Raw genomic sequence first — 23246 nt, 5'->3', positions numbered from 1 at the left:
GACGGGTCGACGGAGTACCATCGACGAAGACCTCAACAGCCCCCGGACCGCCGTCGCGGAGGGGGCCGTCCCTGCCGATCGTGACCCTAAGGACGCCGTGACCACGCTCGACCCTCAGCCCGAGACCGCAGTGCGCGGCTGGCGGGACGTGGTCGCCGACTACGTCTCGCTGATGAAGCCGCGCATCATCGAGCTGCTGCTGGTGACCACCTTCCCGGTGATGTTCCTGGCCGAGCGGGGCATCCCCTCGGTCTGGCTCATCGTGGCGACGCTCGTCGGCGGCTCCCTGGCCGCCGCGTCGGCCAACGTCCTGAATTGCTATCTCGACCGCGACATCGACGCGCACATGAACCGCACGTCCAACCGGCCGCTGGTGACGGGCACCGTCTCGCCGCGCAGCGCGGTCGTCTTCGGCCTCGTGCTCGGCGTCGCGTCCGTGCTGTGGCTGGGGCTGCTGGTCAACTGGCTCTCGGCCTGGCTGGCGCTGGGCGCGATCCTGCTCTATGTCGTCTTCTACACGATCATCCTCAAGCGCCGCACCGCGCAGAACATCGTCTGGGGCGGGCTCGCCGGCTGCATGCCGGTCCTCATCGGCTGGTCGGCGGTCACCAACTCCATGTCCTGGGCCGCGGTGATCCTCTTCCTGGTGGTCTTCTTCTGGACGCCCCCGCACTACTGGCCGCTGTCCATGCGCTTCCGCGACGACTACGCCAACGCGGGCGTGCCGATGCTCCCCGTGGTCGCCGAGGACGTCGCCGTCGGCCGGCAGATCGTCATCTACTCCTGGGTCACCGTCCTGGTCTCCCTCGCCCTGATCCCGGTGGCCCCGATGGGCTGGGTCTACACGGTGACCGCGGTGATCTCCGGGGCGCTGTTCATCGTCGAGGCGCACCGCCTGCACTCGCGGGCCAAGGCCGGCGTCCAGGGCAAGGCGCTGGGGGCAATGCGCCTGTTCCACTACTCGATCAGCTATCTCACGCTGCTCTTCCTGGGGGTCGCGGTCGACCCGCTGCTCTTCTTCGCCCTGCCGTTCTGATCCACGTCGCCTGATCCACGTCGCCCGTCCACTCCGATGCCCGAGAGGTGTTCCCGATGACCCAGACCACGTCGGAGGAGCGCGCAGGCCTGTGGACGACGGTCCGGGAGCGGCTCGCGCCCCTGGCCCGCACCGAGCCCGACGGCTGGGTCCGCGCCACGGCCTGGGCCAACGTGGTCGTCAACTGCCTCCTCATCCTCACCGGCGGCCTGGTCCGGCTCACCGGATCCGGGCTGGGCTGCCCGACCTGGCCACGGTGCACGGCGGACTCCTGGACCGCGACCCCGGAGATGGGCATCAACGGCGCCATCGAGTTCGGCAACCGCACGCTGACCGGCCTGGTCGGCCTCATTGCCCTGCTGGCGTTCGTCGCCGTGGTGCGCATGCGCCGGCAGCACCCGGACCTGTTCTGGCTCAGCCTGACCGTGGGCATCGGCGTCGTGCTCCAGGCGGGTGTCGGTGGCATCACCGTGCTCACCGGGCTCAACCCGTGGGTGGTCGGCATCCACTTCGTCATCTCCGCGATCATGATCGCGCTGGCCATGGTGATGGTGCTGCGCGTCCGGCGGCTCTCGCTCCCGGCCGTGGCGGCCGCCGAGCGTCCTGGTCAGGTCGTCGGCAGAGCCGGCCAGCACCTGCGGATCCTGGCGGTCCTGGTCGGGATCCTGGGCTTCCTCGTCGTGTACGTCGGCACCCTGGTCACCGGGACCGGACCGCACGCGGGGGACAGCGGAGAGGTGGCCAGGCACGCCTTCGACCCCTACTGGATCACCCGCTTCCACACCACCCCCGCCTACCTGCTGCTGGCCGCCGTCGTCGGGGGGCTCGTGCTGGGGGCCAAGGACGGCTGGCCCGCCACGCTGCGGCGCGCCTTCGCCCTGCTCGGCGCGGTGCTGATCGTCCAGGGCCTGATCGGCTACTACCAGTTCTTCAACGGTGTCCCGGTAGCCGCCGTGACCCTCCACCTGGTGGGCGCGGCCGTCCTGGTGGCGGTCGTGGCCACGGTGGTCGAGCGCTCGTTCGCGGTGTCGCGGGTGGAGGGGGAGCCGCTCGCCCCGGGGCGGCCAGGGGCGGAGGACCCGCGTCTTACCCCGGCCTGACCTGCTGGCCGTGACCCGGCCCGGCCTGCTGAGCCGAGGGTCGACCACGTTCGCCTCTGCCCCCTGCCAGGCCCCATCGCACGTCCCATCCGACGTCCGGTGGGGTTCAGGCCTTCGGCGGCGCCGGTATGCGGTTCCCCCTCGTCTGGGCCTCAGGGGCCCATCGAGATCCGCGCGGCCCCGTGTCGCCGGTGGAGAGCAGACCGTGTCGCCGGTGGGGGGCAGACCGTGTCGCCGGTGGGGGCAGAGCGTGTCGCCGGTCAACCGCAGCTCTCAGTCGGACCAGCGCAGGAGGCGACGGGCGAGGGCTGCGGAGAGAGCACCCCATACCGTCAGCAGTCCGAGCGGACCCCAGGCCACGGTGCCGTGGACGAGCGCGGTGCGGAGCACGTCCCCCAGGGCGGCCGAGGGCAGCAGGGACACGAGCGTGCCCACAGGGTCGGGGAAGGCCTGGGCCGGGAGGAGCACGCCACCGCCGGCCGCCAGGAGCACCCAGACGAGATTGGCCACGGCCAGGGTCGCCTCCGCGCGCAGGTAGCCGCCGACGCACGCCGCCAGCGCGGCGAAGGTGATCACACCCAGGACCACGGCGATCAGCGCGGGGAGCAGACCCGTGAGGGAGGGCCGCCAGCCCAGCGCCAGCGCGACGCCGCCGATCACCACGAGCTGCACGGCCACGACGACCAGCACCGAGAGCGCCTTGGCCGCCAGCAGGCCGCCCCGTCCCAGGGGCGTGGTGCCCAGCAGACGCAGCACGCCCCACCGGCGCTCGAACGCGAGCAGGATCGCCTGCCCGGTGAAGGCCGTCGACATCACGCACAGGGCGATCACGCCGGGGGCGAGGACGTCGATCCTCCGGGCGTCGGCGAACTCGCCCACGGCCAGATCGGGATAGGGCAGGAGGGCCAGGGCCACGAGCGCCAGGAGCGGCAGCACCATCGAGACCGTGAGCTGCTCGCCGTGGCGGAGCAGCCCGGCCGCCTCGAAGCGGGCCTGGGCCAGGATGCGCGAGGCGGGACGTGCGGGGGCGCTCATCGGGACTCTCCATCGGTGAGGGCGAAGTAGGTCTCCTCGAGCCCGCGGGCACCGGCGACCTCGGCCAGGGTGCCGTCGGCGACCGCCCGGCCGGCGACGATGACGACGATCCGGTCGGCGAGACGCTCGGCCTCCTCGAAGGAGTGGGTGGTCACCACGGTCGCGGTGCCCGCGTCGGCGGTCTCGCGGATGATCGCGTGCACCTCGCGGCGGGCGTGCGGGTCCAGGCCTGCCGTCGGCTCGTCGAGGAAGGCGACCTCCGGACGTCCGATCAGGGCGGCGGCCAGGGCGACCCGTTGACGCTGGCCCCCGGAGAGGCGGCGGACGGGGGTGGTCGCGTAGGCGTCGATGCCGAGCCGGGCCGCGAGGGCGTCGACGTCGGCAGGATCCTGCCAGAGCCGGGCCAGATGACGCAGGAGAGCCACCGGGCGCACCGACTGGGGGAGCCCGCCGTCCTGGAGCATGACCCCGACCCGGGCCCGGTGACCCGCGTCGGCGCCCCACGGGGCCGTCCCCAGCACCTGGACGGTCCCGCCGTCCGGACGCTGCAGGCCGGTGGCGATCTCGACGGCGGTGGTCTTGCCGGCCCCGTTCGGGCCGAGGACGCAGGTGACCTCACCGGGCCTGGCCCCCCAGGTGAGCCCGTCGAGGGCGACGGTCCGGCCGAAGCTGCGGCGGACGTCGCGCATGATCAGGGCGGGCTGCGCTGGGGGAGTCACGAGGGTGGAGTCTAGAGGGGCTTACAGGTGAGGCTCACCTATGTTGGACCTGCCCTGCCAAATAGGTCACAATGATCTGGTGAATTTTGCCGAGGAGCACGCCGAGTCCCGCACCAGGGACCGCGTCCGCCTCGCCGTGGGGGAGCAGGGGCCGGTGACCGCCAGCGCCCTGGCCAAGGAGCTGGGGCTGACCCCGGCGGCCGTGCGCCGCCATCTGGACGCCCTGGTCGAGGCGCAGCTGATCGCCGAGCACGAGGGCCCCCTCCCGGGTCGACGCGGCCGCGGCCGTCCGGCCCGGTCCTACGTCCTGACCCCGCTGGGCCAGGACCAGTTCCGCAGCGACTACGACGACGTCGCGACTGCGGCCCTGCACTTCCTGGCCGACCGGGCCGGGGAGGGCGCCGTGACGACCTTCGCGGCCCAGCAGATCGACGAGCTCGCCGAGCGCCTGCAGGCGACGGTGCAGGCCCAGCTGGAGCAGCAGGGCGCCGCACCGGACGATCTCGGGGCGCGCACCAAGGCGCTGGCCGTGGCCCTCTCCCGGGAGGGCTATGCTGCCACGGCCCGTCCGGTCGGACAGGGCACCGGCCTGGCCGGCATCCAGCTGTGCCAGGGCCACTGCCCGGTCCGTTCGGTGGCCACCGAGTTCCGCGACTTCTGCGACGCGGAGACCGAGGCGATCTCCCGGATCCTCGGCGTGCACGTGCAGCGGCTGGCCACCCTGGCCGGCGGCGAGCACGTGTGCACCACCTTCGTCCCGACCGGCGTCCTGGGCACCGGGCCGCCGACGGACGAGGAGCGAGCCAAGGCGCGCCCCTACGTCATATCCCGAGAAGACACCCACCCGACCGACCACCCCGCCGACGACGAGAGGTCAACGCGATGAGCACCAACATTGAGGAGCTGAACCCAGGGTTGAAGGACCTGGGTCGCTACGAGTACGGCTGGCACGACACCGACACCGCCGGTGCCTCGGCCCAGCGTGGTCTGAGCGAGGCCGTCGTGCGCGACATCTCCGGCAAGAAGGACGAGCCGGCTTGGATGCTGGAGCAGCGGCTCAAGGCGCTCCGCCTGTTCGACAAGAAGCCCATGCCGCACTGGGGCGCCGACCTGTCGGACATCGACTTCGACAACATCAAGTACTTCGTGAAGTCCACCGAGAAGCAGGCCACCAGCTGGGAAGACCTGCCCGAGGACATCAAGAACACCTACGACCGCCTGGGCATCCCGGAGGCCGAGAAGCAGCGCCTCGTGGCGGGTGTCGCGGCGCAGTACGAGTCCGAGGTCGTCTACCACCAGATCCGCGAGGACCTGGAGGAGCAGGGCGTCATCTTCGTCGACACCGACACCGGCCTGCGCGAGCACGAGGAGCTCTTCAAGGAGTACTTCGGCTCGGTCATCCCCTCCGGCGACAACAAGTTCTCCGCGCTGAACACCGCGGTCTGGTCCGGCGGCTCCTTCATCTACGTCCCCAAGGGCGTCAAGGTGGAGATCCCGCTGCAGGCCTACTTCCGGATCAACACCGAGAACATGGGCCAGTTCGAGCGGACGCTGATCATCGCCGACGAAGGCTCCTACGTGCACTACGTCGAGGGCTGCACCGCCCCGATCTACAAGACCGACAGCCTGCACAGCGCCGTCGTCGAGATCATCGTCAAGAAGGACGCCCGCGTCCGCTACACGACGATCCAGAACTGGTCCAACAACGTCTACAACCTGGTCACCAAGCGCGCGACCTGCGCCGAGGGCGCGACCATGGAGTGGATCGACGGCAACATCGGCTCCAAGGTGACGATGAAGTATCCCGCTGTCTTCCTCCTGGGCGAGCATGCCAAGGGCGAGACCCTGTCCGTCGCCTTCGCCGGCGAGGGCCAGCACCAGGACGCCGGCTCCAAGATGGTGCACGCCGCGCCGCACACCTCCTCGACCATCGTGAGCAAGTCGGTGGCCCGCGGCGGTGGGCGTTCGTCCTACCGCGGCCTCGTCCAGATCCTCGAGGGCGCCAGCCACAGCAAGTCCTCGGTGGTCTGCGACGCGCTCCTGGTCGACCAGATCTCCCGGTCCGACACCTATCCCTACGTCGACGTCCGCGAGGACGACGTCCAGATGGGCCACGAGGCCACGGTCTCCAAGGTGTCCGAGGACCAGATGTTCTACCTCATGTCCCGAGGCCTGTCCGAGACCGAGGCCATGGCGATGATCGTGCGCGGGTTCGTCGAGCCCATCGCGCGCGAGCTGCCCATGGAGTACGCCCTCGAGCTGAACCGCCTCATCGAGCTGCAGATGGAAGGAGCCGTCGGCTGATGTCGCTTCTGATCGACGAGAAGACCCACCAGGATCCCCAGGCCCAGATCGGGGGCGACCACCGCATACCTGACGAGTCGCGCGCGGCACGCCACCGCTCCTTCGACGTCGAGACCTTCGAGGTCCCGACCGGTCGTGAGGAGGAGTGGCGCTTCACCCCGGTCGACCGGCTCGGCAACGTCTTCTCCGACGCGCCGACCGACGACCGTGGCGAGGACTATGCGGCCGACTTCGCCGTGGACGTCCCCGAGGGTGTGACCATCTCGACCCTGGCCCCCGGCCAGGCCCCGCGCGGCACCGTGCTGGTGCCCGAGGACCGCGGCGCGGTCGTGGCGAGCAAGAACACCGAGCAGGCCCTGCACGTGCAGATCCCGGCCGAGGCGGAGTTCGACCAGCCGCTGCGCGAGACCGTCACCGGCCGTGGCGCCGGTCGCCGCTCCAACGCCCACTACGTGATCGAGGCCGGCGCCCACTCCAAGGCGGTCTACATCCTCGACCACGTCGGCTCGGCCGACCACACCGGCAACCTGGAGGTCATCGTCGGCGACGGCGCGGACCTGACGGTCGTCAGCCTGCAGCGCTGGGACGACGACGCGGTGCACCTGGGCCAGCACGAGGCGCTCGTGGGTCGCGACGCGACCTACAAGCACATCGCGGTCACCCTCGGTGGCGGCATCGTGCGGATGAACTCCAACGTGCGCTACGCCGGCCCCGGCGGCGACGCCACCCTGCTGGGCGTCTACTTCGCCGACGCGGGCCAGCACTTCGAGCACCGCTCCTTCGTGGACCACAACGCGCCGCGCTGCGAGTCGCTGGTCACCTACAAGGGTGCGCTGCAGGGCGACACCGCCCGCACGGTCTGGGTCGGCGACGTCCTCATCCGCAAGGAGGCCGAGGGCATCGAGACCTACGAGCTGAACCGCAACCTGGTCCTCACCGACGGCGCCCGCGCCGACTCGGTGCCCAACCTGGAGATCGAGACCGGCGACATCGCCGGCGCCGGCCACGCCAGCTCCACCGGTCGCTTCGACGACGAGCAGCTCTTCTACCTGATGTCCCGCGGCGTCGACGAGGAGAGCGCCCGCAAGCTCGTGGTGCGCGGCTTCTTCGCCGACATCATCGCCAAGATCGGCGTGCCGGAGGTCCAGGAGATGCTGATGGCCGCCATCGAGGCCGAGCTCGAGCTCACCCTGGAGCAGCAGGACGCATGAGCACCAGCCCCGTCCGCATCTGCTCGGTCGACGAGCTCCCCGGCCCTGCCGGGGCGGTCGTGGCCGACATCGAGGGTCGCCGGGTGACCATCGCCCGCGAGTCCTCCGGACGCCTCCACGCCTTCGACGACACCTGCACCCACGCCAACGTCTCGTTGGCCGAGGGGGAGATCGAGGGCGACCGGATCGAGTGCTGGCTGCACGGCTCCCAGTTCGAGATGAGCACCGGGATCCCCAAGCAGCTGCCCGCCACCGCGCCGGTGGCCGTCCACACCCTCACCATCGACGAGACCGACGGGTCCGTCTACCTGACCCTCGCCGACTGACCCGGCGCTACCGCATACCCATCGAGGAGAACACCCACATGACCACCCTGGAGATCCGCAACCTGCAGGTCAGCGTCGAGACCGAGGCCGGTGAGAAGGAGATCCTTCGCGGCGTCGACCTGACCGTCAACTCCGGCGAGACCCACGCCATCATGGGCCCCAACGGCTCGGGCAAGTCCACCCTGGCCTACGCGGTCGCCGGCCACCCCAAGTACGTCGTCACCGGCGGCGAGGTCCTGCTGGACGGCGAGAACGTCCTGGACATGGCCGTGGACGAGCGCGCCCACGCCGGCCTGTTCCTGGCCATGCAGTACCCCATCGAGGTTCCGGGCGTGACCGTGTCCAACTTCCTGCGCACCGCCAAGACCGCCATCGACGGGGAGGCCCCCAAGCTGCGCCACTGGGTCAAGGACGTCAAGACCGCGATGGAGGCGCTGCGGATGGACTCCTCCTTCGCCGAGCGCAACGTCAACGAGGGCTTCTCCGGCGGTGAGAAGAAGCGCCACGAGATCCTCCAGATGGAACTGCTCCAGCCCAAGATCGCCATCCTGGACGAGACCGACTCCGGCCTGGACGTCGACGCCCTCAAGGTCGTCTCCGAGGGCGTCAACCGCGTCAAGGAGAACACCGGCCTGGGCGTCATGCTCATCACCCACTACACCCGCATCCTGCGCTACATCAAGCCCGACCACGTGCACGTCTTCGTGGGCGGTCGCGTGGCCGAGTCCGGCGGCGCCGACCTGGCCGAGCGCCTGGAGGCGGAGGGCTACGACCGCTTCCTCACCTCTGCGGTCTGAGAGAAGAGGAAGCACACGGTATGACGATGGGCCGGCTCCACGCCTCTGTCCCGGCCGAGGGCCTCACCGGGGAGGAGCTCGCCGCCGTGCGCGGCGACTTCCCCCTGCTCTCCCGGACCGTGCGTGAGGGCCGGCCCCTCGTCTACCTGGACAGCGGCGCCACCTCCCAGAAGCCCCGGGTCGTCCTCGACGCCGAGCGGGAGTTCTACGAGCGCCACAACGCCGCGGTCCACCGCGGCGCGCACCAGCTGGCCGAGGAGGCCACCGAGGCGTTCGAGGGTGCCCGCGAGACCGTCGCGCGCTTCCTGGGGGCGCAGTCCGGTGAGATCGTCTTCACCAAGAACGGCACCGAGGGCCTGAACCTGCTGGCCTACGCCTTCTCCAACGCCGCCGCGCCGGGTGCTCTGGACGGCGCTCCGCAGGAGTGGGCCGACCGGCTCCGGCTGGGCCCCGGGGATGAGGTCGTGGTGACCGAGATGGAGCACCACGCCAACCTGGTCCCGTGGCAGGAGGTGTGCCGCCGCACCGGCGCGACCCTGCGGTGGATCGGGGTCACCGACGACGGCTACCTGACCGACCCGGCCGAGGTCATCGGCGAGCGGACCAAGGTCGTCTCGGTCACCCACGTCTCCAACGTGCTCGGCACGCTGGTGGACCTGGAGCCGGTGGTCGCGGCGGCCCGCGCGGCCGGAGCCCTGGTCTTCGTCGACGCCTGCCAGTCGGCCCCGCACCTGGACATCTCGGCCCTGACCGCCCCCGACTCCGGCGTGGACGCACTGGTCTTCACCGGGCACAAGACGCTGGGCCCCTCGGGCATCGGCGTGCTGTGGGCCCGTCGCGGCCTGCTCGAGGCGATGCCGCCCTTCCTCACCGGCGGCTCGATGATCGAGATCGTCCGGATGGAGGGCTCGACCTGGGCGCCGCCGCCCCAGAAGTTCGAGGCCGGCGTCCCCATGGCCGCCCAGGCCGTGGGCCTGGCAGCAGCCCTGGACTACCTGACCGAGCTGGGTCTGGACCGGGTGCACGCGCACGACCAGGCGCTCATGCGGCATACCCTCCAGGTCCTCGCGGAGCGACCCTGGGTCCAGGTGATCGGCCCCGCCGAGCCCGCCGACCGCGTGGGCGCGGTGTCGTTCACCGTCGAGGGGGTGCACCCGCACGACGTGGGGCAGATCCTCGACGACTCCGGGATCGCGGTGCGCACCGGGCACCACTGCGCCTGGCCGCTGCACCGGCGGTTGCGGCTGGCGGCCACCACGCGCGCCAGCTTCGGCGTCTACACCACGCCGGAGGAGATCGACGCCTTCGCCACGGCGCTGGACCGCGTGCCCGACGTCTTCGGGGTGGCCGGCTGATGGACCTCTACCAGCAGCTCATCCTCGACCACGCCAAGGCGCCGCAGCACGCCGGTCTGCGCGAGCCCTACGACGCCGAGGTCAACCACGTCAACCCGACCTGCGGCGACGAGATCAGCCTGCGCGTCCACCTCGCCGAGGGGGAGGCCGGGCCGGTGCTGACCGACCTGTCCTACGACTCCCTCGGCTGCTCGATCTCGATCGCCTCGGCCTCGGTCCTGGCCGAGGAGTCCGTCGGCCGGCCGGTCGGCGAGACGCTCGAGACCTACCGTGCCGTGCGGGCCATGCTGACCAGCAAGGGCGCCGATCCCGGCGACCCCGAGCAGATCGGCGACGCCGTCGCCTTCGCCGGCGTCGCGAAGTATCCCGCCCGCGTCAAGTGCGCCCTGCTGGGCTGGACCGCCTACCTGGACGCCCTGGCCCGGGCCGGCGTCGACATCTCCGCCGTCAGCGACGACGCCGCCGGCCCCACCACCTGAAACCCTGACCGCCCCACCCGCTCCACCTGGAGGAAAGATGACCCAGACCACCCCGCCCAACGTCGCGGACGTCGAGGAGGCGCTGCGTGACGTGGTCGACCCCGAGCTCGGCATCAACGTCGTCGACCTCGGCCTCGTCTACGGCGTGACCGTGGACGCCGCCTCGCACGCCGTCATCGACATGACCCTCACCTCGGCAGCCTGCCCGCTGACCGACGTCATCGAGGACCAGGTCGCCCAGAGCCTGGAGGGCATGGTCTCCAGCCACCGGATCAACTGGGTCTGGATGCCGCCGTGGGGCCCGGACAAGATCACCGAGGACGGCCGCGAGCAGCTGCGCGCCCTCGGCTTCAACGTCTGACCGAGTCCTCACCCATGAGCCCGACCCGCCCGGTCGAGGTCGCCCCCGCGCGACTTCCCGGGTGGGTCGAGCGCTTTTCCGCCTCCCACGGGGAGGTCATCTGGCGAGCAGACCGTGTCGCCGGTGGGCAGCAGAGTGTGTCGCCGGTCGGGGAAGAAGGGGCCTACGCGGGCGAGTGCTGGGTGGGGACGGCTGCCGACGGGTCGTGGGCCAGGCTCGAGGGCTGGGGGAGCACCGTGGGGGAGTTCGACCCCGCGGGCGGCTGGGTGGCGCCGCCAGGTCCCCTTCTCGTGGTGCTGGTCCGGCGCGGAGGGTATGCGGTGGCCGTCACCTCGCCCTCGGGCGAACTCATCAGCCACAAGGTCGGCACCCGCCACGTGCAGTCCCGGACGGCGGCAGGGGGATGGAGCCAGCAGCGCTTCGCCCGACGGCGGGCCAACCAGGCCGACGCGCTGGTCGAGGCGGTGGTCGGGCATGCCGCCCGTGTGCTGGAGGCGGGGGAGAGCGCCGTGGGTGAGGTCGGCGCGCTCGTCCTCGGCGGCGACCGGACCCTCGCGCACGAGGTGGCCGAAGAGCTGGCGAGGGGCCCGCTCCAGCGGCTGCACCGCATACCGCGTCGCGAGCTGTGGGATCTCGCCGACCCGAGGCGGACGGTCCTGGACGACGCGATCCGCCGGGCGCTGGCCGTGCGGGTCCTCGTCCACAACGCCGGTGGACGAGGACCCGCGGGCTGAGCTCAGGAGGTGCTGGCCGCGAGCTCGCCGTCGCGGCTGGTCTCCTCCGCGCGCCACGGGGTGCCGCGGCGGGGGGAGTTGTAGGCCTCCTCGTCCAGGATCCCCTGGCGCTTGGCCACGATGGTGGGGACCAGCGCCTGACCGGTGACATTGGTCGCGGTGCGCCCCATGTCCAGGATCGGGTCGACGGCCAGCAGGAGACCGACGCCCTCCAGCGGGAGCCCCAGGGTGGACAGGGTCAGGGTGAGCATGACGGTCGCGCCGGTCACGCCCGCGGTGGCGGCCGAGCCGATCACCGCGACGAAGGCGATGAGCAGGTAGTCGGTCAGCCCCAGGCTCATGCCGAAGAACTCGGCCACGAAGATCGCGGCGACGGCGGGGTAGATCGCGGCGCAGCCGTCCATCTTGGTCGTCGACCCCAGCGGGACCGCGAAGGAGGCGTAGGCACGGGGCACGCCGAGGTTCTTCTCGGTCACGGACTGGGTGACGGGCAGGGTGCCGATCGAGGAGCGGGAGACGAAGCCGAGCTGCATCGCCGGCCACACCCCGGAGAAGAACTGCCTGATCGACAGGCCGTGCATCCGCAGGAGGGCGGGGTAGAGGACGCCGACCACGATCAGCAGCCCGACGTAGACGGCCAGCGTGAAGCGTCCCAGGGAGCCGATCGTCTCCCACCCGTAGGCGACGATCGCGTTGCCCAGCAGCCCGACGGTGGCGATGGGCGCCAGGAGGATGATCCACCACAGCACCTTCTGGACGACGGCCAGGGCGGAGCGGGTGAAGGCGAGGAAGGGCTCGGCCTCCTTGCCGGTCTTGACCACGGCGATGCCGACGGCGATCGCCAGGACCAGGATCTGCAGGACGTTGAAGGACAACGAGACCTCGCCGTCCTCCCCGCCGCGGGCACTGAGGCCCAGCACGTTGGTGGGGATGATGCCGACCAGGAAGTCGAGCCAGCCACCGGTGCGGCTGGGTGCGGCGGCGTCGGCGGCCGTGACGCCGGCCCCGCGGGCGGGGTCGACGATCATCGCGGTGACGATGCCGATGGACACCGAGACGAGGGCCGTGATGGCGAACCAGAGCAAGGTGTTCCACGCCAGGCGGGCCGCGTTGGAGACCTCGCGCAGGTTGGCGATCGAGGACACGATCGCCAGGAAGACCAGCGGCGGGACGATGGCTCGCAGCAGGGTGACGAAAGAGGATCCGATGATCCTCAAGGTCTCCGAGAGCCAGGTGGGGTTGTCGGCCGAGGCCCCGGTGCTCCGGGCGACCAGGCCCAGGACGACGCCGAGGGCCAGACCGATGAGGACCTGGTTCCCGAAGGAGATGCGGGGGAGGGAGAGTCTGTTCAGCACGAGGGCGGCAACGGGGGTGCTGCGTCGAGCATTCCGCCCACTTATGGTGATCTGCACCACACGTTATGCCAGATCATCTGTTGCCCGCTGGAAAGGCGGACCGGCCGGGTGCGGTGCACCCGGCCGGTCACGTCGAAGGCGTGATGGACGCCGTCAGTTGTAGTCCTCGACGCTGTTGGCGCGCAGGACGTCGCACTGGCGGGGGTCGCCGGTCTCGTAGCCCTTCATGAACCAGCCCATGCGCTGCTCGGAGGAGCCGTGGGTCCACTTGTGCGGCTGCACCTGGCCGGTCATCTTCTCCTGGATGGAGTCGTCGCCGACCGAGGACGCCGCCGACAGGGCCGACTCGATGTCCTCACGGGTCAGCTTCTCCAGGAGGGCGCCGCCCTCGGAGTCCTTGGTCTTGGCGGCGTTGCCGGCCCACGCGCCGGCGAAGCAGTCGGCCTGGAGCTCGACGCGGACCGCGTTGGACTCGGGGCCGGTCCCGCCCTGCTGGGAGGCCTTCAGCGCGCCGGTGTAGTTCTGGATGTGGTGGCCGTACTCGTGGGCCAGGACGTACATCTCGCCGAAGTTGCCGCCCTTGGCGCCCAGCTGGCCCTCCAGCTGGTCGAAGAAGGCGGAGTCGAGGTAGATGCCCTCGTCGACCGGGCAGTAGAACGGGCCGACCTGGCTGCTGGCCTGGCCGCAACCGGTGTTGACGGCGCCGGTGAAGATGGTTGCGGTAGTCGGCTGGGCGTCGGGGAGCACCTGGGTCCAGTAGTCCTCGAGCGAGAGCATCGTGGCCTGGATGCGGCAGTCGACGTTCTCGTTGGCATCGGCACCGGTCTTGCACTCGTCGAGGTCTTCGTACTGACCCTGGCTGGGGGCCTGGCCCCCGCCGCCGCCCAGGATCGCACCCGGGTCGCCGCCGAGCAGCATCACCACGAGCGCGAGCAGCAGCGCGCCGAGCCCACCTCCGACGGCCATGCCGCCACCGCCGCCACCGCGCCGAGCCCTGCCCGTGCTGATGTTGGCGTTCTCCCTGAAGGTCATGCGTGCACCTCTGCCTTGCGCTTCGCGGCCGGTCGGACGACCTGGCTCTAGCACGTAGACTAATGACCTGCTCCCACGTGCGCATTCCCCGGGCGCCCCCGGCGCGCCGTGAGCCCGAGCTGACCACCCCGACCCACCGCAGCCCCCCGCGCTGCGGCACGCCTGCGAGGAGACCGGCATGATCACCGCCACCGGTGTCGAGATCCGCGTCGGGTCCCGACTCCTCATGGACGACGTGACCTTCCGCGTGGCCGCCGGCGACCGCGTCGGTCTGGTCGGCCGCAACGGGGCCGGCAAGACGACGCTGACCAAGGTCCTGGCCGGGGCCGGGGAGCCTGCGGACGGCACCATCACCCGGGTCGGCGAGGTCGGCTACCTGCCCCAGGACCCACGCACCGGCGACCTGCACGTGCTCGGCCGCGACCGGATCCTGTCGGCCCGCGGGCTGGACGAGGTCATCCGCGGGATGCGCGACGCCGAGGAGGTCATGGCCACCGGCGAGGGCGAGGTCCGGGACCGAGCCATGAAGCGCTACGGCCGCCTGGAGACCGAGTTCATCAGCCGGGGCGGGTATGCGGCGGAGTCCGAGGCGGCCTCGATCGCCGGCTCCCTCGGCCTGCCCGAGCGCGTGCTGGCGCAGGAGCTGCATACCCTCTCCGGAGGGCAGCGGCGCCGGATCGAGCTGGCGCGCATCCTCTTCTCCGGCGCCCAGACGCTGCTGCTGGACGAGCCGACCAACCACCTGGACGCGGACTCCGTCGTCTGGCTCCGCGACCACCTCAAGGCCTACTCCGGTGGGCTGCTGGTGATCTCCCACGACGTCGACCTGGTCGAGACGGTCGTCAACAAGGTCTTCTACCTGGACGCCAACCGGCAGGTCCTGGACGTCTACAACATGGGCTGGAAGAACTACCTGGCCCAGCGCGAGGCGGACGAGCGGCGCCGCAGGCGGGAGCGCGCCAACACCGAGAAGAAGGCCGCGGCGCTGCTGTCCCAGGCCGACAAGATGCGGGCCAAGGCCACCAAGGCGGTGGCCGCGCAGAACATGGCCCGCCGGGCCGAGCGGATGCTGGCCGGGCTCGAGGGTGAGCGGGTCGTGGACCGGGTGGCCAAGCTGCGCTTCCCGACGCCGGCCCCGTGCGGGAAGACGCCGCTCATGGCCGAGGGGCTCTCGCGCTCCTACGGGTCGCTGGAGATCTTCACCGACGTGGACCTGGCCATCGACAAGGGCTCCAAGGTCGTCGTGCTGGGCCTCAACGGCGCCGGCAAGACCACCCTGCTGCGCCTGCTGGCCGGGATCGACGAGCCGGACACCGGGGAGGTCGTGCCGGGCCACGGGCTCAAGCTGGGCTACTACGCCCAGGAGCACGAGACGCTCGACGTGGACCGCACCGTCCTGGAGAACATGAAGTCCGCGGCGCCCGACCTGGACGAGACCGAGACCCGCAAGGTGCTGGGCTCCTTCCTCTTCTCCGGCGACGACGTGGACAAGCCGGCCGGCGTGCTCTCCGGCGGCGAGAAGACCCGGCTGGCGTTGGCCACGCTGGTCGTCTCGGCCGCCAACGTGCTGCTGCTGGACGAGCCCACCAACAACCTGGACCCGGCCTCCCGGGAAGAGATCCTGGCCGCGCTGCGCTCCTACGAGGGTGCGGTCGTCCTCGTCAGCCACGACGAGGGGGCCGTGCGGGCCCTGGAGCCGGAGCGGGTGCTCCTGCTCCCCGACGGGGTCGAGGACCTGTGGGGTCGTGACTACGAGGACCTGATCGCCCTGGCGTGACGGCGCCGACCGGAGAGGAGCTGGCTGGATGAGCATGCACGGCGCGATGAGGGGCAGCTCGATCCGCAGCTTCGCCAAGGACCCCAGCGTCCGCTCGCACAGGGTCGGCCGGCAGACGGCCCGGCGCGTGCTGGGCTACGGCCGCCCGTTCGTCAGGGACATGGCCGTCTATCTGCTGCTGGCGGTGCTCTCCGGCCTGGTCGTGACCGTCGTCCCGCTGCTGCTGCAGCGGATCATCGACGACGGCGTCGTCCCGCAGGTGCGCGAGGTCGTGGTCCGCCTCGGGATCGTCGTGGCGGTGCTGGCCGTGGCCGACACCGTCCTCACCGTGCTGATCCGCTGGGTCAGTTCCCGGATCGGTGAGGGCCTCATCCTCAACCTGCGCCGCGAGGTCTTCGGGCACGTGCTGCGCCAGCCGATCGCCTTCTTCACCCGTGCCCAGACCGGCGCCCTGGTCAGCCGGCTCAACAACGACGTCATCGGCGCCCAGGCCGCCTTCACCTCGGTCCTGTCCGGGCTGGTCAGCAATGTCGTGCAGATCGTGCTCATCCTGGTGGCGCTCTTCTCCATGAGCTGGCAGATCACCGCCCTGGCGCTGCTGCTCCTGCCCCTCTTCCTGGTCCCGGCCCGGCTCATGGGCCCGCGCCTCTCCGCCCTCACGCGGGAGCAGATGAACCTCAACGCGGCGATGCAGACCCGGATGACCGAGCGCTTCAACGTCGGCGGGGCCCTGCTCGTGCGCCTCTTCGGGCGCCCGGCCCAGGAGGACGAGGAGTATGCGGTCTCCGCCCGCGGGGTGCGCGACGCCGGCGTCGCCATCGCGGTCAACAGGGTGATCTTCCTGGCCGGGCTCGGCCTGGTCGCGGCCCTGGCCACCGCCCTGGTCTACGGCGTCGGCGGCCTGATGGCCGTCGCCGGGCACCTGACGGTCGGGACCCTGGTCGCGATGGCGGCGCTGCTCGCCCGGCTCTACGCCCCGCTGACCGCGCTGTCCAACGTCCGGGTCGACATCATGACCGCCCTCGTCTCCTTCGAGCGGCTCTTCGAGGTGCTCGACCTGCGCCCGTTGGTGAGGGAGGCCGAGCGGCCGATCTCCATACCCTCCGGAGCCGTGGGCGTGGAGCTGGACGGGGTGTCCTTCGCCTACCCGAGCGCCGAGGACGTGAGCATCGCCTCCCTGGACCAGCGGACCAACGGGGAGACCCTCGACGGCCACGAGGTCGTCTCGGGGGTCGACGTAGACATCCCGGCCGGCTCGATGGTCGCCCTCGTCGGGCCCTCGGGCGCCGGCAAGACGACCCTGACGACGCTGGTCGCGCGGCTCTACGACCCGACCGCCGGCACCGTCCGGATCGGTGGGGTCGACCTGCGGGAGGCATCGCTCGACTCGCTGCGCGACACCGTGGGGGTGGTGACGCAGGAGGCGCACATGTTCAACGACACGGTGCGCGCCAACCTGCTCTACGCCCGTCCCGACGCGTCCGAGGAGCAGATCTGGAGCGCCCTGGAGGGTGCACGGATCGCCGAGCTCGTGCGGCGCCTGCCGGACGGTCTCGAGACGGTCGTGGGGGACCGGGGCCATCGGCTCTCCGGCGGGGAGAAGCAGCGCCTGGCGATCGCCCGCCTGCTGCTGAAGTCGCCCGCCGTCGTCGTCCTGGACGAGGCCACCGCCCACCTGGACAGTGAGTCCGAGGCGGCCGTCCAGCGGGCCCTGGACGAGGCGCTGTCGGGCCGGACCTCCATCGTCATCGCCCACCGCCTCTCGACCGTGCGCGACGCCGATCTCATCCTCGTGCTCGACCGTGGGCGCGTGGTGCAGCGTGGGACCCACGAGGAGCTGCTGGCGGCCGGCGGGCTCTACAAGGCGCTGCACGACACGCAGTTCCGCGACTAGGTCCTCGAGGACACCACCTGTCCGCCGGCGGTGGGAGGCTGGGCCCATGAGCACGGACATGGACCTGGTGCGACGCCTCCACGAGCAGCTGGACTGGCACTGGCGGGGCCAGGCCCGGCCCCGCATGGACGGCCTGACCGACGACGAATATCTCTGGGAGCCGGCCCCCGGCGCCTGGAGCCTGCGCCGGCGCGAGGAGCCCTCGCCCCCGAGCGCCAACCACCGGGTCGGTGAGGGGGAGTGGGTGTGCGACTACGGCTTCCCCGAGCCCACGCCCGCGCCGTTCACGACCATCGCCTGGCGGCTCGCCCACGTCATCGTCGGGGTCTTCGGCGCCCGCAACCACTCCCACTTCGGCGGCCCGGTCGCCGACTATCCGACGTGGGACTACGCGGGCAGCGCCGAGGAGGCGCTGCGGCAGCTGGACGAGGGTTATGCGGCGTGGTCTGCCGGGGTGCTCGCCCTCACCGAGAAGGACCTCCTCCGGCCGGTCGGGGAGGCGGAGGGGCCGTGGGCCGCCGAGCCGATGCTCACCCTGGTGCTGCACATCAACCGGGAGGCGATCCACCACCTGGCCGAGGTCGCGCTGCTGCGGGACCTCTGGGCTCACAAGGACCGGGTGGCGCCTCCGTCGACCGTGATGACCGAGCCGCTCACGTAGGACGCCATCGGCGAGGCGACGAAGGCCGTGACCGCGCCGAACTCCTCGGGCTGCCCGTAGCGCCCCAGCGGGATGCCCGCGATGGCCTTCTCCCGGACCGCCGCCGGGTCGGAGGCGCCGGACTCCAGCTCCTTGATGCGGTCGGTGTCGATCCGTCCCGGCAGGACGACGTTGACGCGGTGGCCCCGTGGGCCGTGCTCGTCGGCCAGGGTCTTGGCGACCATCGCCAGCCCAGGCCGCAGACCGTTGGAGATGCCCAGTCCGGCGATGGGGGAGCGGACCGAGGTGCTGAGCACGAAGGTCACCGAGATGGGGGCCTCGGCGCGCTCCAGGGCGGTGCGGGCCAGCCGCACGGCGCCGAGGAAGACGCTCTCGAAGGCCGCGCGCCACTGCTCGTCGGTGGCGTCGGTGGCCGAGGACCCGGGCGGGCCTCCCACGGAGATGACGACGCCGTCGAGGCGTCCGAACTGCTCGGCGGCCGCATCGAGCAGCCGCTCGGCACTGTCCTCCTCGGCCAGGTCGGCCGCGACGCCGACCGCGTGGCCGGTGCCGTTGGCGGTCAGGGTGGCCGCGGACTCCTCGACCGAGGCCTGGGAGCGGGAGGCGACCACGACATCGGCGCCGTCGGCGACGAGGTGCTCGGCGGTGGCGTAGCCCAGGCCGCGCGAGGCCCCGGTCACCACGTAGCACCGTCCGGCAAGTCCAAGATCCATCAGTAGTCCTCCTCGTCCCAGATGCGGGTCTTCTTCGGTCTCGGGGGCCTGGCTGCCTTCCCCCCGGTCGCGTCGTCTTCGTCGCGCGCGGTCTGGCGGGCCATGACCAGGACCAGGATGAGGCCGACCGGCACGGTCAGCCACCACTGGATGGCGTAGGCGAAGTGCGAGCCCAGCCCGGTGTCGGGGGGCTCCAGGGCTGCAGGGCGCTCGGCCGCGGGATCCTCGGTCTCGAGCACGAGGAAGGCCCGGTGCACGTCGGCCCCGATCGCCGACGCGACGCGGGGCAGGTCGATGGAGGCCAGCTGACCCTCGGGCAGGTCGCGGCCCAGGTCGCGCTCGGAGGGGCGCAGCCACCCGGTGACGGTGATCTCCCCCTCCGGGGCGGGCGGCACGTCCGGCAGGGTCGCGGCGTCCTCGGCGTTGCGCACCCAGCCCCGGTCCACGGTCAGCACCGACCCGTCGGGCAGGTGGAGGGGCACGAGCACCTCATACCCGAAGACACCCTGGTGCGGACGGTTGCGGACGAGGAGCTGGTCCTGCGGCGCATAGGTGCCGGTGGCGCTGACCCGGGTCCACTGGCGCTCGGTGCCGAGCGTGTCCTCGGGGCCGGCGAGGACGTCCTCGAGGGGAACCGGGTCGCCGAAGTAGTTGGCCTCGACGACCTCGCGGCGCTCCACCTTCTCCTCGTGGCGGGTCCACTGCCACAGGCCCAGGAGGGTCGCGACGATGCCGAAGACCACGGCGAGCACGAGGTAGAGGAGCCAGCGGGGGCGGCGCAGGACGGAGAACACCTAGCCGTCCGCCTCCGTCAGCTCGCCCACGCCGACGACCTCGATGAGGAAGCCGCGCAGCTGGACGAAGTCGCGCAGGTGGTCGCGGTGGTCGGGGCAGGCCAGCCAGACCTTGCGGCGGCCTTCCGCGTGCAGCCGGGGGTTGCGCCACACGACGGCGTCCGTGGCGTCGGCCCGGCAGCCCTTGGCGCTGCACTGGAGCTGCTCGGCGGGGCTGGTCATGAGGCCTTCTTCGGGAGCACCACGCGGGACGCCACGACGACTCCCTCGACGACGTGCCCCTCGGCGACGTGCGTGTCCGCCTCGGGCGTCCGGGCCTCGCCCGCGCCGAGGCCCTGGACGGGGGAGACGGGGCGCTCGAGGGTGGACTCGCCGCGGTGGTCGACGGCGTTGGCCAGCCCCACGGCCACCGACGGGATGAGCACGGCGGCGAGCATCAGCACGAAGCCCAGCACGACCTGGTCGGAGAGGAAGGCCCACACGGCCAGCGGGAAGGAGACGGTCCGGATCGCCATCGCGATCACGTAGACCTTCATCCGCTTGCGGCGGTCGGCATCACGGGACCGCGGTGCCGTCGTGACCCCCTGAGGTGCACGACGCGCCGGGTCCGGACGCGCTGGGTGGGTGGGCACCGCTCCACGATACGACTACGGTGTTCGCGTGAGCGACACCACCATGACACCTGAGCAGCCCAAGGCGGTCCTGGTCACCGGGGGAAACCGCGGCATCGGCCTGGCCATCGCCACAAACCTCGTCGAGGCCGGCCACGACGTGGTCATCACCCACCGCAGCGGCACCCCGCCCGAGGGCCTGCGGGGCGTGATCTGCGACGTCACCGACACCGACTCGGTCGACCGCGCCTTCACCGAGGCCGAGGAGCTCCTGGGCCGTCCCGTCGAGGTCCTCGTGGCCAACGCCGGGATCACCAAGGACACCCTCCTGATGCGGATGAGCGACGAGGACTTCGACGCCGTCATCGACACCAACCTCACCGGCGTCTTCCGCTGTGCGCGGCGGGCCGCCAAGGGCATGATCCGGGCCCGCGCGGGGCGGATCATCCTCATCTCCTCGGTCGTGGGGCTCTACGGCTCGCCGGGGCAGACCAACTACGCCGCGTCCAAGGCCGCGCTCGTCGGCCTGGCCCGCTCGATCACCCGCGAGCTGGGCGGCCGCGGCATCACCGCCAATGTCGTCGCGCCGGGCTTCATCGAGACCGAGATGACCGAGCAGCTCTCGGAGGACCTGCGCAAGAGCTATCTGGCCGGGATCCCCGCCGGGCGGTTCGCCAGCCCCGACGAGGTCGCCGGAGCCGTCCGCTTCCTGGCGGGACCCGACGCCGCCTACATCAGCGGCGCCGTGATCCCGGTCGACGGCGGCCTCGGCATGGGTCACTGACCCGGCCCGCCCGAGGCACTAGAGTTCCGGCCATGCTCCTCGACGGCAAGAAGCTCCTCATCACCGGTGTCCTGATGGACTCCTCCATCGCCTTCCACGTGGCCCGGCTGGCCCAGGAGCAGGGCGCGGAGGTGGTCCTGACCTCGTTCGGGCGCACCTTCAAGATCACCCAGGCCATCTCGCGCCGCCTGCCCCAGGAGGCGCCGGTCATCGAGCTGGACGTCTCCAAGGACGAGGACCTCGACAGCCTCGCCGACCGGCTCGGCGAGCACGTCGACCACCTCGACGGGGTCCTGCACTCGATCGGCTTCGCGCCGCAGGGGGCCTTCAACTTCCTGGAGGCGCAGTGGTCCGACGTGGCCACCGCGATGCAGATCAGCGCCTACTCCCTGAAGTCCCTGGCCGTCGCCTGCCTGCCGCGCATGCGCGAGGGCGGCTCGGTCGTGGGCCTGACCTTCGACGCGCAGTACGCCTGGCCCGTCTACGACTGGATGGGTGTCTCCAAGGCGGCCTTCGAGGCCACGAGCCGCTACCTGGCCCGCGACCTCGGCCCCAAGGGCATCCGCTCCAATCTCGTCTCCGCCGGCCCGATCGCCACCACCGCGGCCAAGTCGATCCCCGACTTCGAGCAGTTCGCCAGGTGGGGCGAGCACAGCCCGCTCGGCTGGGACGTCAAGGACCCGGTGCCCGCCGCGCAGGCCTGCGTCGCGCTGCTGTCCGACTGGTTCCCCGCCACCACCGGCGAGATCGTGCACGTCGACGGCGGCTACCACGCGATGGGCTTCTGAGAACCCCCTGCACAGGTATGGGGTGACGCACCCGCCCGGGTGCGTCACCCCATACCTGTGTCTGGTCTGTTGCGGACCGCGGTCAGTGCGAGATGACTGAGCCCTTCCCGACCACGACGATGCCGGAGTCGGTGACCGTGAAGCCGCGGGCGCGGTCGTGCTCGTGGTCGACGCCGATGTGCACGCCGGCCGGGATGAACACGCCCTTGTCGATGATGGCGCGGTGGATCTGGCAGGAGCGGCCCACCTGGACCCGGTCCATCAGCACCGACTTGGTGACGTGGCTGAAGCTGTGCACCGTCACGCGCGGGGAGAGCACCGAGTCGGAGACGGTCGAGCCGGAGATGACGCAGCCGGGGGAGACGGCCGAGTTGACGGCGTGCCCGATGCGGTCGCCGGAGCCGTGGACGAACTTGGCCGGCGGGTGCGGGCCGTAGTTGGTGTAGATCGGCCAGGCCTCGTTGTAGAGGTTGAAGACCGGGTGGACCGAGATCAGGTCCATGTGGGCGTCGTAGTAGGAGTCGATCGTCCCGACGTCGCGCCAGTAGCCGCGGTCGCGGTCGGTCGCGCCGGGGACCTCGTTGTTCTTGAAGTCGTAGACCCAGGCGTCGTTGTCGCGCACGAAGGCCGGCACGATGTCGCCGCCCATGTCGTGGCTGGTGTCCTCGGCGTTGGCGTCCGCGGTGACGGCGGCCTCGAGCGCGTCGGCGGAGAAGACGTAGTTGCCCATCGAGGCCAGGACCTCATCGGGGGAGTCGGGCAGGCCCTGCGGGTGCTCCGGCTTCTCCAGGAACTCGCGGATGCGGCGGGGCTCCTCGGGGTCGACGTCGATGACGCCGAACTGGTTGGCCAGGCTGATCGGCTGGCGGATCGCCGCGACGGTGCAGGCGGCCCCGGTCTCGATGTGCTGCTGGACCATCTGGGAGAAGTCCATGCGGTAGACGTGGTCGGCGCCGACCACCACGACGATGTCTGGCCGCTCGTCGTGGATGAGGTTGAGGCTCTGGTAGATGGCGTCGGCCGAGCCGGCGAACCAGCTCTTGCCGAGGCGCTGCTGGGCCGGGACCGAGGCGACGTAGTTGCCCAGCAGGGTCGACATGCGCCACGTCTTGGTGATGTGGGCGTCTAGGGAGTGCGACTTGTACTGGGTCAGCACGACGACCTTGAGGAAGCCGGAGTTGACCACGTTGGACAGGGCGAAGTCGATCAGGCGGTAGATGCCCCCGAAGGGCACAGCGGGCTTGGCCCGGTCGGCCGTCAGCGGCATGAGGCGCTTGCCCTCACCACCAGCCAGGACGATCGCCAGGACCTTGAGACGGGAGCTACGCGAGGCGGCCATGACACCAACCTATTGCCCCGCCGGGGTCGATGGCGAGGGGG

General features: G+C 71.2%; 25 protein-coding genes. 16 read left to right on the top strand and 9 right to left on the bottom strand.

The window, feature by feature from the left end; genetic code table 11:
- Positions 1-97: 97 nt before the first annotated feature.
- Positions 98-1036, top strand: a complete 939-nt coding sequence (locus tag ACTMMA_RS07005) for a heme o synthase (protein WP_441189394.1) — start codon at positions 98-100, stop codon at positions 1034-1036.
- A gap of 56 nt (positions 1037-1092) precedes the next feature.
- A complete protein-coding gene (locus ACTMMA_RS07000) occupies positions 1093-2136 on the top strand; it encodes a COX15/CtaA family protein (RefSeq protein WP_441189393.1) in 1044 nt (347 codons plus the stop codon).
- 273 nt (positions 2137-2409) lie between these two features.
- On the opposite strand, the gene ACTMMA_RS06995 is transcribed toward ACTMMA_RS07000, so the two are convergent.
- Positions 2410-3171 carry an ABC transporter permease gene (locus ACTMMA_RS06995; RefSeq protein ID WP_441189392.1) on the bottom strand — a complete coding sequence of 254 codons (762 nt, stop codon included), beginning with the start codon at positions 3169-3171 and terminating at the stop codon, positions 2410-2412.
- Complete coding sequence (locus tag ACTMMA_RS06990; protein ID WP_441189503.1) at positions 3168-3860, bottom strand: ABC transporter ATP-binding protein; 693 nt, start codon at positions 3858-3860, stop codon at positions 3168-3170. Before ACTMMA_RS06990 ends, ACTMMA_RS06995 begins: the two co-directional genes overlap by 4 nt.
- 109 nt (positions 3861-3969) lie before the next feature.
- Here ACTMMA_RS06990 and ACTMMA_RS06985 point away from each other — a divergent pair, with 109 nt between their 5' ends.
- The 9 genes from ACTMMA_RS06985 to ACTMMA_RS06945 are packed head-to-tail and all read left to right on the top strand — an operon-like array spanning position 3970 to position 11457.
- Positions 3970-4776, top strand: a complete 807-nt coding sequence (locus tag ACTMMA_RS06985) for a helix-turn-helix transcriptional regulator (protein WP_441189391.1) — start codon at positions 3970-3972, stop codon at positions 4774-4776.
- Positions 4773-6194, top strand: a complete 1422-nt coding sequence (gene sufB / locus ACTMMA_RS06980; protein ID WP_441189390.1) for a Fe-S cluster assembly protein SufB — start codon at positions 4773-4775, stop codon at positions 6192-6194. The genes ACTMMA_RS06985 and sufB overlap by 4 nt, the downstream gene beginning before the upstream one ends.
- Positions 6194-7405, top strand: a complete 1212-nt coding sequence (gene sufD, locus ACTMMA_RS06975; RefSeq protein WP_441189389.1) for a Fe-S cluster assembly protein SufD — start codon at positions 6194-6196, stop codon at positions 7403-7405. The genes sufB and sufD overlap by 1 nt, the downstream gene beginning before the upstream one ends.
- Positions 7402-7731 (top strand): non-heme iron oxygenase ferredoxin subunit, encoded by a 330-nt coding sequence (locus tag ACTMMA_RS06970; protein WP_441189388.1) that lies wholly within the window; start codon positions 7402-7404, stop codon positions 7729-7731. Before sufD ends, ACTMMA_RS06970 begins: the two co-directional genes overlap by 4 nt.
- 38 nt (positions 7732-7769) lie before the next feature.
- Positions 7770-8528, top strand: coding sequence for a Fe-S cluster assembly ATPase SufC (gene sufC, locus ACTMMA_RS06965; protein WP_441189387.1), 759 nt, complete (start codon positions 7770-7772; stop codon positions 8526-8528).
- A gap of 20 nt (positions 8529-8548) precedes the next feature.
- Complete coding sequence (locus ACTMMA_RS06960) at positions 8549-9883, top strand: SufS family cysteine desulfurase (protein ID WP_441189386.1); 1335 nt, start codon at positions 8549-8551, stop codon at positions 9881-9883.
- The gene (gene sufU, locus ACTMMA_RS06955; protein WP_441189385.1) at positions 9883-10362 is read left to right on the top strand and encodes a Fe-S cluster assembly sulfur transfer protein SufU; all 480 of its coding nucleotides are present in this window, start codon (positions 9883-9885) and stop codon (positions 10360-10362) included. The genes ACTMMA_RS06960 and sufU overlap by 1 nt, the downstream gene beginning before the upstream one ends.
- A gap of 37 nt (positions 10363-10399) precedes the next feature.
- Complete coding sequence (locus ACTMMA_RS06950) at positions 10400-10723, top strand: metal-sulfur cluster assembly factor (RefSeq protein ID WP_441189384.1); 324 nt, start codon at positions 10400-10402, stop codon at positions 10721-10723.
- A gap of 14 nt (positions 10724-10737) precedes the next feature.
- The gene (locus tag ACTMMA_RS06945) at positions 10738-11457 is read left to right on the top strand and encodes an acVLRF1 family peptidyl-tRNA hydrolase (RefSeq protein WP_441189383.1); all 720 of its coding nucleotides are present in this window, start codon (positions 10738-10740) and stop codon (positions 11455-11457) included.
- 2 nt (positions 11458-11459) lie between these two features.
- Here ACTMMA_RS06945 and ACTMMA_RS06940 read toward each other — a convergent pair whose 3' ends face one another.
- Together ACTMMA_RS06940 and ypfJ are read right to left on the bottom strand one after the other, a co-directional pair.
- Positions 11460-12812: a dicarboxylate/amino acid:cation symporter gene (locus ACTMMA_RS06940; protein WP_441189382.1), complete on the bottom strand. Its 1353-nt coding sequence runs from the start codon at positions 12810-12812 to the stop codon at positions 11460-11462.
- Positions 12813-12965: 153 nt separating this feature from the next.
- Positions 12966-13844, bottom strand: a complete 879-nt coding sequence (gene ypfJ, locus ACTMMA_RS06935; protein WP_441189381.1) for a KPN_02809 family neutral zinc metallopeptidase — start codon at positions 13842-13844, stop codon at positions 12966-12968.
- 178 nt (positions 13845-14022) lie between these two features.
- On the opposite strand from ypfJ, the gene ACTMMA_RS06930 reads away from it, so the two are divergent.
- From ACTMMA_RS06930 to ACTMMA_RS06920, 3 genes are read left to right on the top strand one after another with little or no spacing between them, the layout of a single operon-like run.
- On the top strand, positions 14023-15621 hold the full coding sequence (locus ACTMMA_RS06930) for an ABC-F family ATP-binding cassette domain-containing protein (protein ID WP_441189380.1): 1599 nt from the start codon (positions 14023-14025) through the stop codon (positions 15619-15621).
- 28 nt (positions 15622-15649) lie between these two features.
- Entirely contained in the window at positions 15650-17515 is a 1866-nt protein-coding gene (locus tag ACTMMA_RS06925; protein WP_441189379.1) for an ABC transporter ATP-binding protein, read from the top strand.
- Positions 17516-17561: 46 nt separating this feature from the next.
- Complete coding sequence (locus ACTMMA_RS06920; protein WP_441189378.1) at positions 17562-18176, top strand: DinB family protein; 615 nt, start codon at positions 17562-17564, stop codon at positions 18174-18176.
- On the opposite strand, the gene ACTMMA_RS06915 is transcribed toward ACTMMA_RS06920, so the two are convergent.
- Genes ACTMMA_RS06915 through ACTMMA_RS06900 form a run of 4 tightly spaced genes read right to left on the bottom strand, consistent with a single transcriptional unit; the run spans position 18122 to position 20315 of the window.
- The gene (locus ACTMMA_RS06915) at positions 18122-18889 is read right to left on the bottom strand and encodes an SDR family oxidoreductase (protein ID WP_441189377.1); all 768 of its coding nucleotides are present in this window, start codon (positions 18887-18889) and stop codon (positions 18122-18124) included. The two genes, ACTMMA_RS06920 and ACTMMA_RS06915, sit on opposite strands and share 55 nt — an antisense overlap.
- Positions 18889-19683 carry an SURF1 family cytochrome oxidase biogenesis protein gene (locus tag ACTMMA_RS06910; RefSeq protein WP_441189376.1) on the bottom strand — a complete coding sequence of 265 codons (795 nt, stop codon included), beginning with the start codon at positions 19681-19683 and terminating at the stop codon, positions 18889-18891. The genes ACTMMA_RS06915 and ACTMMA_RS06910 overlap by 1 nt, the downstream gene beginning before the upstream one ends.
- Entirely contained in the window at positions 19684-19905 is a 222-nt protein-coding gene (locus ACTMMA_RS06905; protein ID WP_441189375.1) for a hypothetical protein, read from the bottom strand.
- Entirely contained in the window at positions 19902-20315 is a 414-nt protein-coding gene (locus ACTMMA_RS06900) for a DUF3099 domain-containing protein (RefSeq protein WP_441189374.1), read from the bottom strand. Before ACTMMA_RS06900 ends, ACTMMA_RS06905 begins: the two co-directional genes overlap by 4 nt.
- Before the next feature lie 43 nt (positions 20316-20358).
- On the opposite strand from ACTMMA_RS06900, the gene fabG reads away from it, so the two are divergent.
- Together fabG and fabI are read left to right on the top strand one after the other, a co-directional pair.
- Complete coding sequence (fabG, locus tag ACTMMA_RS06895) at positions 20359-21078, top strand: 3-oxoacyl-ACP reductase FabG (RefSeq protein WP_441189502.1); 720 nt, start codon at positions 20359-20361, stop codon at positions 21076-21078.
- Between the two features lie 32 nt (positions 21079-21110).
- Complete coding sequence (gene fabI / locus ACTMMA_RS06890; protein ID WP_441189373.1) at positions 21111-21866, top strand: enoyl-ACP reductase FabI; 756 nt, start codon at positions 21111-21113, stop codon at positions 21864-21866.
- A gap of 82 nt (positions 21867-21948) precedes the next feature.
- Here the strand turns inward: fabI and glgC are convergent, their stop codons facing one another.
- Entirely contained in the window at positions 21949-23205 is a 1257-nt protein-coding gene (glgC, locus tag ACTMMA_RS06885) for a glucose-1-phosphate adenylyltransferase (RefSeq protein ID WP_441189372.1), read from the bottom strand.
- Positions 23206-23246: the final 41 nt, after the last annotated feature.

This window comes from Ornithinimicrobium panacihumi (assembly GCF_052073805.1).
In the GTDB taxonomy this organism is placed as follows: domain Bacteria; phylum Actinomycetota; class Actinomycetes; order Actinomycetales; family Dermatophilaceae; genus Ornithinicoccus; species Ornithinicoccus panacihumi.
Note: the sequence above shows the minus strand (reverse complement) of the source record. Positions and strands in the feature narration are given on the sequence as shown.